Raw genomic sequence first — 14,365 nt, 5'->3', positions numbered from 1 at the left:
AAGGGTAATGGCTTGAGATATTCATTAAGTAGGGTTAGAGCTTTTATCATTTTACTTTTTTTCTTTATTTATCTAACGGTCTATCTTGTTACGACCAATGATAAAAATACTCGCATGGAACTGTTGTTAAATCAACAAATCATTGATTTACAACACAACTATAAAGGTATTACGGAGAGATACCGCATAATTTCCGATATTATCAATTATGAAGTTTTTCACAGCACTACGGTTTTAAAACTCTTACATAAAGCAAAATACGCAAAAGACGAAGAAGAACGCAATATGTTTCGTGCAATGCTCTATTTTGAGGTTAAACCGATTTTTGAGCACCTAAAAGAGAGCGGTGTTAACATCATTCAGTTTGTTTTTGAAGACAACAAATCATTTTTAAGAATGCATAGTCCTGATGCATTCGGTGACGATTTATCGACGGTTCGCCACTCATTTGCATATATCAATGCAAACCGCAAACCCATAAGCGGATTTGAACAAGGTAAAGTAGATCACGGTTTTCGCAACCTCTTTCCGCTCTTTTACAAGGATGAATATTTGGGAAGCGTAGATATCTCTTTCTCATCTCAAAGCATACAAGAGAACATGACGAAGCTACATGATACGGATACCAGCTTTATAATCAAAAAAAATGTTTTTGATTCTAATGTATATAAAAATAATTCAGGCGTAAAATATACAAAAAGTATTGAACATGATGATTTTCTTTTTTCCATAAATACTGCCGATGATGCCAAAAATATTATTTCCCAAAAGATAGAGATAACCAAAAAATTAAAAAAAGAGATTGCAAAAAACATAGAACATAACAACTCGTTTGCGCTCTACTATCATAATGAAAACTTATCTACCATCGTCTCTTTTTTACCTATAAAAGATATAGAGAAAAACTCTACCGTAGCATATCTGGTTTCATACGAAAAAAATCAATATCTTAAAGATATGATGCATGAGTATATTTGGATCAATGCTTTGTCTTTTTTGGGATTTTTACTACTATCTACCGTCATCTATTTTGATATAAAACGGCGTATAAACCTAGAAAAAATAGTAAAAGAGAGAACAAAAGAGTTAGAAAAAGAGAAAACAAAAGCTCTAAAGGCGACAAAGGCAAAATCGCAATTTTTGGCAAATATGTCGCATGAGATTAGAACGCCTATCAACGGTGTTATCGGCATGAGCCATCTGTTATTGGAAACAAAATTAACTAAAGAACAGATGAATTTTCTTAAAAATATTGACAATTCAGCCAAATCACTGCTTAGAATCATAAATGATATTTTAGATTTTTCAAAGATTGAAGCCGGAAAATTAACAATTGAGAAAACTACTTTTAATCTTAAAAAAAACGTTAGCAATATCATAGAATCTGTAAAATTTATAGTTCAAGAAAAAAATATAAGAATTCATCTTAAGTATGGGCGTAATTTAAAAGATTATTTTTACGGAGACAGTTTAAGAATTTCCCAAATATTGACAAATTTATTAAGCAATGCCGTTAAATTTACTCCTAACAACGGGGATATCTATATAACTATCATAAAGGTTGATGCCGACAAACTGAGATTTCAAATTAAAGACAGCGGTATCGGTTTAAGTGACGAACAACAGAAAAAACTCTTTAAGTCCTTCTCGCAGGCCGATAACTCTACTACAAGAAAATACGGCGGAACCGGCTTAGGGCTTGCTATCTGCAAAGAGCTTGCGGAGCTGATGGGCGGTAAAATTTGGGTTAAAAGCAAAGAGGGTGTCGGCAGCAGATTCATCTTTGAACTTGAACTTCAAGAGATAAAACCGGATTTTATAAATACTGATGAGAAAAAAACCAAGTTTGATAAAAAGACATTAAATTTAAACAAAATACTCATAGTAGAGGATAATCTAACAAATCAACTCATACTTTTAGGGCTATTAGAAGATCATGTTAAAGAGATAGATGTTGCAAAAAACGGCAAAGAAGCGGTCGATATGTTTGAGCGCGGCAAATATGAACTTATTCTTATGGATTTGCAGATGCCTGTCATGGACGGTTATGAAGCAACTAAAATCATTAGAAGTATTGATAAAGATATCCCTATTATCGCTTTGAGTGCAAATGTGATGAAAGATGAGATACAAAAGACAAAAACTGCCGGAATGAATGAACATCTTGCAAAACCCATTGATGTAGAAAAATTTTTTACTACTTTAAGCAGATATGTTAAGGGTACCCTTAACACAAATTAGAAATAATTTCATTTTATTTAAGGTTTGATATTGCGATACATTTTTTTATTTTTACTATTACACTCTTTTTTGGATGCTTCTGCGGCATATGAATCAGGTAAACGCCTCTATATGCAAAAAGGGTGTTACAGCTGCCACGGAACAAAACTAGAAGGTTTACACAAATATCCATATCTTGCAAACAGAGCAAAAGGGTATATGTCATACAAACTAAAACGATTTCGCTCAAAGCTTTCCGACAATCAGCAACAAGAGATGATGATTGCTTTTGCACTCGATTTAAGCGATAAAGAGATAGAAGATTTGACTACCTATATGTATGAGTATGTTGAGGAGAAAAACTCTAAAAAATATGACGATAAATACAAAACACAAGGAGACGGCGGTTCATGAAAATATTGGTTAGCGCGCTTGAACATTCGGCAAATATTCACCTAAAATCTCTTAAAAAAGAGTTAAGCGATGATGTGGAATTTATCGGTATATTTGACAGCGAACTCGGAACTCCGATAGTTGATTTGCAATCTTTGGCAATAATGGGTTTTGTTGATGTACTGAAAAAAATAAGCTTCTTTTTTAAACTAAATTCACAGATGGTTGAACTAGCAAACGATGCCGACAAAATTCTACTTATCGACTCGTCAGGCTTTAATCTTCCGCTTGCCAAAAAAATCAAAAAAAAGTACCCGAATAAAGAGATAATCTACTACATTTTACCTCAGGCTTGGGCATGGAAGAAAAAACGAATTCCCGTTTTGGAAAAAACCGTTGATCACCTTGCTTCAATACTGCCGTTTGAAAAAGATTACTATTCAAAAAACGCTCCCATCGAGTATGTCGGACATCCTCTGCTTGATCAGATAAAAGAGTTTAAGCAAGAGACATCAAAAGAGGTAAAGCATATCGCTTTTATGCCCGGAAGCAGAAAGGGTGAGATAAAAAAACTCATGCCTATCTTTAAAGAGGTTCAAAAAAAGTTAGGAATCAACTCCACGATTATCATACCTAAGCACTTCTCTAAAGAAGATATAAAAGAACTTTATGGTAACCTTTTGGGTTTTAAAATAGCTCATGATGCACACAAAACACTTCTTGAAGCAGACTTTGCATTTATATGTAGCGGAACCGCTACGCTGGAGGCATCGCTCATCGGGATACCTTTTGTGCTATGCTATATTGCCAAACCGCTAGATTACTTTATTGCAAGCAGACTTGTAAAGCTTGATTATATAGGACTTGGCAATATAATGTTTTCTAAATTTAAAAACAAAGCACTGCATCCGGAGTTTATACAAAAAGATGTAACTGCACAAAATCTCATAAATGCTTACAAAGAGTATGACAGAGATCTGTTTTTAAGTGATTCAAAAGCATTAAGAGCTTATTTGGAACACGGCAGTTCAAAAAAAGTAGCAAAAATAATAGAGGGTAGAGATGAAGATTAATTTTATAGATTTACAAGCACAATACAAAGAGTACAAAAGCGAAATAGATAGTGAAGTTTTAGAGGTTTTTGCTTCAGCTCAGTTTATCGGCGGAGAGAAACTAAACTCACTTGAGAAAAATCTTGCAGCTTATACCGGTGCTAAACATGCAATAGGCTGCAGTAGCGGAACCGATGCACTTCTACTGGCTCTTATGGCGTTAGATATCGGTGCGGGCGATGAGGTAATTACTACCCCTTTTACATTTATAGCAACTGCCGAAGTTATTGCTCTACTTGGCGCAAAGAGTGTCTTTGTCGATATAAACGAAGATAACTACAACATAGATGCCTCTAAAATCCAAGCGGCTATCACCGCTAAAACAAAAGCAATTATCCCAGTTTCACTCTACGGTCAATGCGCCGACATGGATGAGATAAATGCGATTGCCAAAAAACATAACATTACGGTTATAGAAGATGCATGTCAGAGTTTCGGTGCAACTTACAACGGCAAAAAGTCATGTAACCTCTCGACTATTGCGTGTACCAGCTTTTTCCCGTCAAAACCTCTTGGAGCTTACGGCGACGGCGGAGCAATCTTTACTAGCGACGATGAACTTGCGGCAAAAATGCGTATGCTTTTAAATCATGGTCAAAATGAGAGATATAAACACAAATACATCGGTATAAACGGTCGTCTTGACGCTGTTCAAGCCGCAATTTTAGGTGTAAAACTAAAACATTTTGAAAATGAGGTAAAACTTAGAGAAGAGATAGGCTCAAGATATAGCGATTTGCTAGAAGATGCCGCCGTTACCACTCCAAAGATAAAAGAGGCAAACAAAAGCGTTTATGCTCAATACTCCATAAGAGTAAAAGATAGAGAAGCGATGGTTGCAAAACTCTCCGCTCTTGGAGTTCCCACCGCAGTTCACTATCCGCTTCCTCTTCACCTGCAAGAAGCATTTGCATACTTAGGCTATAAAGAGGGCGATTTTCCGATAAGCGAGCTTGTCTCAAAAGAGATTATGTCACTGCCTATGAGCGCATACTTAAGTGAAGCTGAGCAAGACTTCGTAGTTCATGCTATAAAAGGTTAATCTTGAAGAAAATTGCTATCATCGGGCTTGGACTGATGGGTAAAAACCACTATAACACTCTAAAAAATATTAGCGGAGTCAAGATAGTCGGACTTTGCGATGTTGTAAAAAACGGAGAGTTTGAAGAGCCTTTTTTTACCGACCTAGAAACTATGCTAGATACAACAAATCCTGATGCCGTCATTATAGTAACGCCTACTTTTTTACATAAAGCCGTCGCACTAAAATGTGCAGAGCGTAAAATAGATATCTTTATAGAAAAACCTGCAGCTTCAAGCGTAGAAGAGGCAAAAGAGATACTAGAAGCCGTCAAAGAAAACGGCATCAAAAGCTGTGTAGGGCATATCGAGAGATTTAACCCTGTTGTAGTTTCACTCATAAAAGAGATTCAACACCATGAGGTACTCTCCATCTCAATCACCCGCAGCGGTTCATTTCCTGAACGAATAGCAGATGTGGGCATACTAACTGACCTTTCGGTTCATGACAGCGACTTGATAAGGTTTATAACAAAAAAAGATATCATTAAGAGTGCGGTATTTAAGTCCCAAAAGATTCACAAAACCCATGAAGACAATGCGATATTGGCATTTGAGCTTGAGGGAAAAATCATAGGCGATATAACTACAAACTGGCTTACTCCTTACAGAAAAAGAAGCATTGCCGTAGCTTGCAGAGTTGATGAGCATAGCAAAATTAAATATTTTGAAGCGGATCTCATCTCGCAAACTCTTGATGAAAGAGTAAACATAAACCCAAGCTCATACATAACAAAAAACTGTTTTGTTCAAAGAAATAATGCTCTCGAATCAGAACTAAAAGCCTTTATACACTACCTAAAAAGCGGTGAGAGAGGCTCTTTAGCTTCAGTAGAAGACAGCATCGTAACACTAGAAATCGCGAGTAAATAATGTCAAATATACACAAAACAACCATTATCGAAGAGGGTGCTATAATTGCTCCGGATGTTATCATCGGTCCATTTTGCCACATCGGCAAAGGCGTAGAGATAAAATCAGGCTCCGTCTTGGAGTCAAACATTATCCTTAGAGGCAAATTAACGGTAGACGAAGGTGTAAAAATCTTTAGTTTTGCTACAATCGGATGCGATGATTCTGAGATAACGGTAGGAACAAAAACACATATAAGAGAGTTTACGCAAATCGGCACTCAAGATAGCGAAGATGAGAAAAACAAAAAAATCACTATCGGCGCAAACAACTTTATTATGGGCTATGTACAGATACTCTCAGGTGTTAATCTAGGCGAGTTTTGTATAGTTACAAATGCCGTCAGACTTTATGAAAATGTAAAATGCGAAGAGAGAGTCATAGTCGGCGGATTTAGCACAATCGAAGCAAACAATAAAATCGGTACGGGAGTTATGATAGGCGGAGCATCGGTCGTAACAACGGACATACCTCCATTTATGCTTGTCGAGGGCAACAAGGCAACCATAAAAGGACTCAATGTCATAGGTCTAAGAAGAAGACTTGAAAACAAAGAGGATATAGAAGAGATAAAAGCCATCTATAAAAAAGTTTTAGGTGACGGCACTGATAAAATCTTAGCACAAGAGATTGCAGAGACAAATGAGAACGACTACATAGTTAGGCTTGCCTCTTTTATAGCTTCTAGCAATCTTCAATAATTACGCAAAATGAGCAAAGCGTTAAATTTTTAAACTGTTTTTTAAAATACTCTTTATCATGTTATTAAAAATAAAATAGTGCATAGGTATAAAAAAATACCAATACACCCTGCCAGATATCCCTTTCGGATAAAAATATGCAGACTGGATAAGTTTATCTCCGTCTATCTTAAACTCCAGCCATGCATGTCCGGGTAGTTTCATTTGAGCAAATAGAAGAAGCCTCTCACCCTCTTTTATATCTTCAACTCTCCAAAAATCAAGACATTCACCGAGTCTTAAGTCACAGCCGTCTCTTCTTCCGCGATTGAGTCCAACACCGCCTAAAGCTTTATCTATAATTCCTCGAAGTTCCCATAAAAAATCATAATCAAACCAACCGTTTTTACCGCCGATTGACTTTATAGCAAGAAAAACTTTATCTTTATCATAAGAGCTTATATCCGCCTCTTTTCTATCTACAAAAATAGCATCATTTATCTCTTTTGAGTGTATTTTATCCCAGCATGCATCGTCGGCATCGCTCCATCTGCTTATAACCTGATTTTGCTCTATCTCTTGTACAGCCTTTTTAACGGCATCTTTATAACTCATAGGCACAATAGATGAAAAATATATTTTTGCATTCTCATTTTGAATAGTCACTTCAGATTTTAATCCCTCTATAAGTGCTTTTGCAACGCTAAAAGGCACCGGAGTAAAAAGGTTGAGCCAGTAAGATGAGAGATTTATGCTCATAAAAGGAACGCTAAAAATATATCTTTTAAGCTCAAGCGCTTCTGCTGTTTGAAGCATCATATCCCTATACATCATCTTTTGCGAACCTATATCAACTACTAAATTTTTATCATACTCAAGATATAAAGATGAGACAAGATAATTTATTACATCATCTACGGCTATTGGTTGGGCATAAGTATTTACCCATTTTGGCGTAATCATAACGGGCAATTTCTCTACAAGATTTCTAATAATTTCAAAACTAGCACTCCCCGAACCTATAATGACTCCTGCTCGCACCCATACCGTCTGTACATTGTTTGAGGAGCTAAGTATCTCGCCGGTCTCGATTCTGCTTAGCAGATGTTTGCTCGTATCGCTGTTTTTTACGCCTAATCCGCCAAGATAGACAACTCTTTTTACTCCACATTCACTTGCCGTATCTATAAAATTTTGAGCTGAGAGTTTATCAAGCTCTTTATAGTTTTCTTTGTTTAACGAATGGATTAAATAATAAGCCGTATCGACTCCCTCAAGCGCTTTTTTTAGAGCATCTTTGTCAAAAGTATCGCCCTCAATCACTTCAAAATTTTCAACCGTATCTTTTGAAAGGCTCTTTTTGTTGCGTACAAAAATCCTCAGCTCTACACCATTTTGATTTTTAAGTATATTTTTTAGTCTTCTTCCGATATATCCGTTTGCACCCGTTAATAAAACTTTCATGATACACTCCTATGCATTATTGTATGGCAATAAAGATTAAAACAAATTAATTTACAAATTTACTTTAAAACATAACTTTTTTTAAAATTATATTTAGATATTATATGTATAATTTAATATCTAACAAAGAAAGTGATGAAATTGAATTTATTAAAAATATTTTTTTTAGTCGTTTGTTTTACTTACTCTTTATACGCTTCGCAAAAAGCAAAAGTATTTGCACTGCATTCGTATTCACAGGAGTACGAATGGACAAAAAATCAGCACTCCTCATTTGTATCGACACTAAAGAAAAGCGACAAAGAGTTTGAAATTTATAGCGAGTATTTGGATACAAAAAGAGTAGATTTTACTCTTGATTATCAAAATAAATTTATCGAATATCTAAAAATAAAATACGCCGATGCAAACCCAGACCTAATATATGTATCAGACGACAACGCGTTGAATTTTGTATATGAACATTATGACAAACTATTTAAAAACGATAAAAACAAGATACCCGTCTTCTTCTCGGGAATAAATGATTTTGATATGCACGAAAAACTTCCCAGTGATATTTATGCGGGGGTATACGAGCTAAAAGAGATAAAACCCAATATAGAATTGATAAAGCAATTTTCTCCGCAAACAAGGGATGTATATATTGTCGGTGACAACTCAAACACCTATGAATTTATAAAAAAAGAGATTCAAACCCAAGAAACTGTTTTTGCAAATTTTAAATTTCACTATATCGGTGAGGGCGAAATTGTCAAGATTCAAAGCCAACTGCCAAATAAACCGAAAACTTTTGTTATTTTAACAACCATCGGCAATATAAAAGATGAAAAAAACAATATGCTGCTGCCGGAAGAATCCATACAGAGAATGAAACAAAATAAAAACCTTATCATATTGAGTATGGAGGATGCCTACATGTGCAAAGGCGTCGTCGGCGGATATGTAACAAGCGGAATAAAACAAGGCGAAGAGGCGGCAAATTTAGTATTAAAATATTTAGATGAGAAAACTCTAAAAAATATAACTTCTTTGCTAAAGAGTCCGAATTTATATATTTTTGACTCAAAAGAGCTGATAGACGCAAGAGTAATACTCTCAGAGTACATTGCAAGAAACTCTACTATTATAGGTAAAGACAAAGATTTTATCGAAAAAAATCAATCTATTCTTCTAAATATATTTGCTGTAATTACGGCTATTCTCTTTTTCACAACCGTTACTTTATATGTCATGGCAAAAAAGAGAGACTTCCCATTGCAGGAATTATGAAAATTGACAAAGCGATATAAGGCGTATACTATTTTTATTTTAATTCTGTTTTTTAGCGCAGTTCCTTTTGTTCAGTCGCTATTTTTTAGCGGCAACTCTAAAGGCGCCATAAAAGTCGAAAGAGAAATAAAAGCCGATTTTATAAAAAGCGATAAAAAATTTATACTGCTTTTTTTCGGATACTTCGGATGCAGGGATGTCTGCACTCCTATTATGGAAGAGATGGCTAGGCTGTATGAATCAAAAGAGTTTGAAGAAGTAAAAGATAGCGTGGATTTTTTGTTTGTAAATCTCACGCCGGAAGTTGAAAAATCTCAGCCGGATTTATTTGCAAAGTATTTTAACAAAAATTTCAATGGCGTATATTTATCAAAAAGTGAGCTGTTTGCGATAGATAGAAATTTTGAGCTCTATTTTGCAAGAAGCTTAAGTGACGATACGGAGTTGAATCATACGGATAATATATACTTGATTCAAAACGGCGTAAAGACTAAAGTGCTAAAATCTATCTATTCTACACATCCGTTAAAGATAAAAAAGCTAATTGATGATATCATACAAATAAAAAAGAATTTGGAAATATAAGTGATGAAAATAGTTAATTATATTTTTGCGTATCCGAAAATCCCAAGTTATGCAGAAATCAGCTTTAAGCTTTTTCATATAGAGTCCGATAGAGTAATGTTACTCTTGCTTACTCTGCAATGGGCTGTTGCAACATTTATCACATCTATAAAATACGATACATACTATTACGGGTTTTTTAGCGGCGCTCTTATCGTTTTACCCCTGCTCTATTTATATAAATACCTAAAGGGTGAAAGATATTATAGATACTTTATAGCAGTAGCCATGATGCTATTTTCCGTTATATTTATCCAACAATATCTTGGCAGAATCGAGATGCACTTTCATGTGTTTATCGGGATGGCTATCTTAACGCTTTATAAAGATGTGGTGCCACTTGTAATCGCGGCAGCCACAACCATAACACACCATCTACTCTTTAACTACCTGCAGCTATACGAAGTTTCGCTTTTTGATATGCCTGTGATGGTTTTTAACTACGGCTGCGGATTTGACATTGTAATACTGCATGCGGTTTTTGTAATAATCGAGCTATTTGTTTTGGGTTATATGGTTAGACTGCAGATAGAACATACAATCAATATAAACAGCTCCCAAAATCAGGTAAATGAGTTAAATAAAGAGTTAGAGTATATCTCTTTACATGATACGCTTACAGATTTGCCAAATAGGTTAAATCTAAATCAAAAGATAAAAACCGTGATGTTAAACGCAGAAAAAGAGTCTAAAAAATTTGCGATTATATTTTTGGATTTAGACCATTTCAAAAATGTAAACGATACGCTGGGGCACGATATCGGAGACGCGCTTTTGCAAACGGTAGCAAATATATTGAAAAACAGCGTCTCGCAGGATACTCTTATTTCAAGAATCGGCGGTGATGAGTTTATAATGGTAGTATCCGACTTTAATAATCAAAACGAACTGATACCTACCATCAATAACCTGCTAAATAGCTTTAGAAAAGATTTGCTTATAAAGGGGTACTCGCTAAGGCTCTCAGCAAGCATAGGAGTCTCAATATATCCAGATGACTCGCAAAGCATAAAAGATCTTATGAAATATGCGGATATAGCGATGTACAAAGCTAAAGGGGACGGGAGAGACAACTTCAGCTTTTTTACGCAAGAGCTAAATAAAAAGATACATAACGAAGTAGATATCGTAAATGATATGCAAAGAGCATTTTACGATAACGAATTTAAACTCTACTATCAACCTAAAATAGATGTAAAAAGTAAAAAGATTATCGGTGCCGAGGCGCTTCTTAGATGGCAACATAAGCAAAAGGGCTTAATCGGACCCAATCTGTTTATTCCGCTTGCCGAAAATACGGGTTTTATACTCAATCTCGGCAAATTTGTAATCCAAAACAGTACGCAAGCCATAAAAAGGTTCAACTCTTTGGGTTATAAAAACCTGAGTATATCCATAAATGTATCTACAAGACAGTTTCAAAATACGAATTTATATCAGGATTTAAAAGAGAGCATAGACGACAATCATATAGACCCTGCTCAGCTTGGAATCGAAATAACGGAGAGCGTAATGCTAAAATATGTAGACAATGCCTTGATGGCTTTAAATGAGATAAAAAAACTCGGCGTCTCCATACATATAGATGATTTCGGCACCGGATATTCATCCTTGTCTTACCTGAAAAAATTTCCTATAGATACATTAAAAATAGACAAAAGCTTTGTCGATGATATTATCGATGCAGACGAAAGCGGCAGGTTGTTGGTAAATACAATTTTGTCTATGGGCAAAAGTTTAAATCTAAAAACCGTTGCCGAAGGCGTTGAGACTAAAGAGCAGTACGAATTTTTAAGAGACAACGGATGCGACACTATACAAGGATACTATTTCGCAAAACCGATGTGTGAAGATGATTTTATCGCATTGTTAAAAGAAGATAAAATATACTCGTAAACCTCTTTCTCGCCGCCTCGAAACACTACCTGTTTTGAGCGTTTTTGTATCTGATAATCATACATAGGGTCGTAATACTCTCGCAAAAGATACTCTATCCACTCTTTGTACTTCTCATAGGAGCCGTTTTTTATCTGCTCATTAACTCCGCTTTTAAAAAGAGCGCATACAATAGCATACTTCTCATATCCAAGCCGTTTTTCTATGCGTTTCATAGCACTCTCTATACTCTGCTGCCACGCTCTAAAAGCGTCCTCAAAACCTGCCATAATATACATTTTTTGTGCTTCTATAACATATTCGGCAAGCGTGATATTTATTCGCTTCTCCATAGTAGACTCAAGGATAATAAGAGGAGCTTCTGCCATAGCCGAAATAAAGCTCTGGGGCATAAAAACATTGCCGATATGTTTTCCCTCATCCTCAAATATAATATGTTTAAAACCCTCTTCTATCTTTTGAATCAACTCATAAGAGAGATTATTTTCAAAATTAATAGGCGAGGTTTGCGGTGTAATTTTTTGCCCAAAAGATGAGCCTCTATGATTTGCAAGAGCTTCAAGATCGATTGCGTTTGGCATCTTTTTAAGTTGCAGAGTTTTCCCCGAGCCTGTACGCCCGCCTAAAATAATCGGCTTAAACCGGTTATGAGACTCTTCAAGCTCACGCAATAAGTAGTTTCTAAAAGCTTTATATCCGCCTTTTAAGCGTTTAATCTCTCTGCCGCTTTCACGCAGCCACCCTTGCGATATTTTAGAGCGCTGCCCTCCTCTAAAACAGTAAAGCAGTGCATCAGGATTTGCATCCATAAAATCCATCCATGCCACGACTCGCTCTTCTTTTACATCTCCGCTAACTAACTTATGCCCGAGTTCTATCGCCTTTGCGTTACCCTCGTTTTTGTAGCATATCCCGACAATATGTCTCTCCTCATCATTCATAATAGGAAGATTGCATGAGTTTAAAAACGCTCCCTTTTCAAACTCTACGGGTGCGCGCACATCTATAAGCGGAGTGTTATTTAAGACGATGGATTTAAAATCATCATAAAGTTCAGACACCTATAAAACCTTTACCAATCGTTCGCTTTTTGCAACCGTCTCACCTATCGGTTCAAGATTTAAACCTGCTTGGCGAATCGCTTTATAAAACTCTTCCACTTCGTCTTTTTTAACAAAAACAAGCAGACCGCCCGATGTTTGGGCATCGCACAATATCTCTCGCTGCTGTTGCGACATTTCGGAGATTTTATGCCCATAGCTCATAAAATTTTTTCGTGTCCCTCCTGCAATACATCCAAGAGTTCTATATTTTTCTACATTCGGCAGAAGCGGCACTCTATCAAACCACACATTCGCACTTATATTGCTTGCTTCACACACTTCGCTTAAATGTCCCAAAAGACCAAATCCCGTTACATCGGTCATTGTAACTACACTCTCAAGCGTTGAGAGAGAAGCGCCTATTTTATTGAGCGTCGTCATCGCTTCTATCGCCGCATCTATATCGCCCTCTTCTATCTTTTTTTGCTTTTGTGCAGTGGTAAGTATGCCTATGCCGATAGGTTTTGTTAAAAATATATAACAATCCTCAACCGCTCCACTGTTTTTCATAAGGTTTTCATTCTTTACCACTCCCGTCACTGCAAGTCCGAAAATCGGCTCAGGCGAGTCTATGGAGTGTCCGCCTGCAAGCGGAATACCGCTCTCTTTGCAAACGGCACGCCCACCCTCAATAACCTCTCTTGCAACATCTGCAGAGAGTTTATCAATCGGCCATCCGAAAATTGCAATAGCCATAAGAGGTCGCCCGCCCATCGCATAAATATCGCTAAGTGCATTTGTCGCGGCAATTCGTCCAAAAGTAAAAGGGTCATCCACGATAGGCATAAAAAAGTCCGTAGTCGAAAGAACGGACGAGCCGTCTCCCAAATCATACGCCGCCGCATCGTCTTTAAACTCATTTCCTACAAGAAGCTGTGGGTAGAGAGGCTGCTCACTGTTACTTTTTAAAATCTCGTCAAGCAACATAGGAGAGATTTTACATCCGCACCCCGCACCGTGACTATACTCTGTAAGTTTTATCTGTTCCATTCTTTTCCTTGATAGTTAGTCCACTCCTCGTCATTGCAAGCGCGGCAATTTGGGTAATGAGATTCCAAATTGAGTTTAGAATCTAAATTTTAGATTATGCGAGAAGTTTACTTTCTAAATAAAGTGTTTCAGGTGCTACATCAATTTCATCTGACCAAACAACCGTGCCAAATTCCACTCTTGCTTTATCAAAAAAATATTTATCTTTTAGTTTTTGAAAAGGTTTTTTATCAAAAAGCGGTTTGCAATCAAATTCTTTTTGTTCACCGTTCTCAAATTTTAATAATAATATAAAATCATCTTTTGGCTTTACATTTACTACATCAATAAGCATTGTCTAACTCCTATTTTAAAGGATCAATTTTATAAGGTTGTTCGCCAGAAATAGCCAATTCCCAATCTGCTATCAATTCATCTTTGTGTATTTCCATCCAAGCCTGAACCAACCTTTTTTGTTTATTTGGCAAATTACCTTCAATCATTTCTGCATTTTCTATATCAAAAATTGCTTTTGAATCTTGATATCTTACATGAATATGAGGTAAATTATGCTGCTTATTATCATAATAAAAAAGCATAACTACAATTCCATAAAACATACTTATAGTCGGCATTAAAA

14 protein-coding genes are annotated in these 14,365 nt (G+C 36.1%); 9 read left to right on the top strand and 5 right to left on the bottom strand.

Annotated features, from left to right (window positions below):
- The first annotated feature begins 114 nt into the window (after positions 1-114).
- Genes PHQ93_RS06795 through PHQ93_RS06770 form a run of 6 tightly spaced genes read left to right on the top strand, consistent with a single transcriptional unit; the run spans position 115 to position 6,418 of the window.
- Positions 115-2,241 (top strand): ATP-binding protein, encoded by a 2,127-nt coding sequence (locus tag PHQ93_RS06795; protein WP_299942423.1) that lies wholly within the window; start codon positions 115-117, stop codon positions 2,239-2,241.
- Positions 2,242-2,271: 30 nt separating this feature from the next.
- The gene (locus PHQ93_RS06790) at positions 2,272-2,634 is read left to right on the top strand and encodes a cytochrome c (protein ID WP_299942421.1); all 363 of its coding nucleotides are present in this window, start codon (positions 2,272-2,274) and stop codon (positions 2,632-2,634) included.
- Positions 2,631-3,686 carry a lipid-A-disaccharide synthase gene (gene lpxB, locus PHQ93_RS06785; RefSeq protein WP_299942419.1) on the top strand — a complete coding sequence of 352 codons (1,056 nt, stop codon included), beginning with the start codon at positions 2,631-2,633 and terminating at the stop codon, positions 3,684-3,686. The genes PHQ93_RS06790 and lpxB overlap by 4 nt, the downstream gene beginning before the upstream one ends.
- On the top strand, positions 3,676-4,767 hold the full coding sequence (locus tag PHQ93_RS06780; RefSeq protein WP_299942418.1) for a DegT/DnrJ/EryC1/StrS aminotransferase family protein: 1,092 nt from the start codon (positions 3,676-3,678) through the stop codon (positions 4,765-4,767). Before lpxB ends, PHQ93_RS06780 begins: the two co-directional genes overlap by 11 nt.
- 2 nt (positions 4,768-4,769) lie before the next feature.
- Complete coding sequence (locus PHQ93_RS06775) at positions 4,770-5,678, top strand: Gfo/Idh/MocA family oxidoreductase (protein ID WP_299942416.1); 909 nt, start codon at positions 4,770-4,772, stop codon at positions 5,676-5,678.
- Positions 5,678-6,418: an acyl-ACP--UDP-N- acetylglucosamine O-acyltransferase gene (locus PHQ93_RS06770; RefSeq protein WP_299942414.1), complete on the top strand. Its 741-nt coding sequence runs from the start codon at positions 5,678-5,680 to the stop codon at positions 6,416-6,418. Before PHQ93_RS06775 ends, PHQ93_RS06770 begins: the two co-directional genes overlap by 1 nt.
- Before the next feature lie 21 nt (positions 6,419-6,439).
- On the opposite strand, the gene PHQ93_RS06765 is transcribed toward PHQ93_RS06770, so the two are convergent.
- Positions 6,440-7,861 (bottom strand): SDR family oxidoreductase, encoded by a 1,422-nt coding sequence (locus tag PHQ93_RS06765; protein WP_299942412.1) that lies wholly within the window; start codon positions 7,859-7,861, stop codon positions 6,440-6,442.
- Positions 7,862-7,996: 135 nt separating this feature from the next.
- Here PHQ93_RS06765 and PHQ93_RS06760 point away from each other — a divergent pair, with 135 nt between their 5' ends.
- Genes PHQ93_RS06760 through PHQ93_RS06750 form a run of 3 tightly spaced genes read left to right on the top strand, consistent with a single transcriptional unit; the run spans position 7,997 to position 11,653 of the window.
- Positions 7,997-9,133: a diguanylate cyclase gene (locus tag PHQ93_RS06760; RefSeq protein ID WP_299942410.1), complete on the top strand. Its 1,137-nt coding sequence runs from the start codon at positions 7,997-7,999 to the stop codon at positions 9,131-9,133.
- Positions 9,134-9,136: 3 nt separating this feature from the next.
- Entirely contained in the window at positions 9,137-9,718 is a 582-nt protein-coding gene (locus PHQ93_RS06755; RefSeq protein WP_299942408.1) for an SCO family protein, read from the top strand.
- A gap of 3 nt (positions 9,719-9,721) precedes the next feature.
- A complete protein-coding gene (locus tag PHQ93_RS06750) occupies positions 9,722-11,653 on the top strand; it encodes an EAL domain-containing protein (RefSeq protein ID WP_299942406.1) in 1,932 nt (643 codons plus the stop codon).
- Here the strand turns inward: PHQ93_RS06750 and mnmH are convergent.
- From mnmH to PHQ93_RS06730, 4 genes are all read right to left on the bottom strand, one after another.
- Positions 11,584-12,714, bottom strand: a complete 1,131-nt coding sequence (mnmH, locus tag PHQ93_RS06745; protein WP_299942404.1) for a tRNA 2-selenouridine(34) synthase MnmH — start codon at positions 12,712-12,714, stop codon at positions 11,584-11,586. The two genes, PHQ93_RS06750 and mnmH, sit on opposite strands and share 70 nt — an antisense overlap.
- Positions 12,715-13,746 carry a selenide, water dikinase SelD gene (gene selD / locus PHQ93_RS06740; RefSeq protein WP_299942402.1) on the bottom strand — a complete coding sequence of 344 codons (1,032 nt, stop codon included), beginning with the start codon at positions 13,744-13,746 and terminating at the stop codon, positions 12,715-12,717.
- A gap of 94 nt (positions 13,747-13,840) precedes the next feature.
- Complete coding sequence (locus PHQ93_RS06735) at positions 13,841-14,080, bottom strand: DUF2442 domain-containing protein (RefSeq protein ID WP_299915228.1); 240 nt, start codon at positions 14,078-14,080, stop codon at positions 13,841-13,843.
- Positions 14,081-14,090: 10 nt separating this feature from the next.
- Entirely contained in the window at positions 14,091-14,360 is a 270-nt protein-coding gene (locus PHQ93_RS06730; protein ID WP_299915227.1) for a DUF4160 domain-containing protein, read from the bottom strand.
- Positions 14,361-14,365 lie beyond the last annotated feature (5 nt).

The sequence above is a fragment of the Sulfurimonas sp. genome, assembly GCF_028714975.1.
GTDB lineage: Bacteria > Campylobacterota > Campylobacteria > Campylobacterales > Sulfurimonadaceae > Sulfurimonas.
This window is presented reverse-complemented; position numbering and strand designations above follow the sequence as displayed.

Coding starts and splice junctions, on each gene's coding strand:
- PHQ93_RS06795 (WP_299942423.1), top strand. CDS start 115: ATGGAACTGTTGTTAAATCAACAAATCATTGATTTACAACACAACTAT.
- lpxB (WP_299942419.1), top strand. CDS start 2,631: ATGAAAATATTGGTTAGCGCGCTTGAACATTCGGCAAATATTCACCTA.
- PHQ93_RS06780 (WP_299942418.1), top strand. CDS start 3,676: ATGAAGATTAATTTTATAGATTTACAAGCACAATACAAAGAGTACAAA.
- PHQ93_RS06770 (WP_299942414.1), top strand. CDS start 5,678: ATGTCAAATATACACAAAACAACCATTATCGAAGAGGGTGCTATAATT.
- PHQ93_RS06765 (WP_299942412.1), bottom strand. CDS start 7,861: ATGAAAGTTTTATTAACGGGTGCAAACGGATATATCGGAAGAAGACTA.
- PHQ93_RS06760 (WP_299942410.1), top strand. CDS start 7,997: ATGAAATTGAATTTATTAAAAATATTTTTTTTAGTCGTTTGTTTTACT.
- PHQ93_RS06750 (WP_299942406.1), top strand. CDS start 9,722: ATGAAAATAGTTAATTATATTTTTGCGTATCCGAAAATCCCAAGTTAT.
- selD (WP_299942402.1), bottom strand. CDS start 13,746: ATGGAACAGATAAAACTTACAGAGTATAGTCACGGTGCGGGGTGCGGA.
- PHQ93_RS06735 (WP_299915228.1), bottom strand. CDS start 14,080: ATGCTTATTGATGTAGTAAATGTAAAGCCAAAAGATGATTTTATATTA.
- PHQ93_RS06730 (WP_299915227.1), bottom strand. CDS start 14,360: ATGCCGACTATAAGTATGTTTTATGGAATTGTAGTTATGCTTTTTTAT.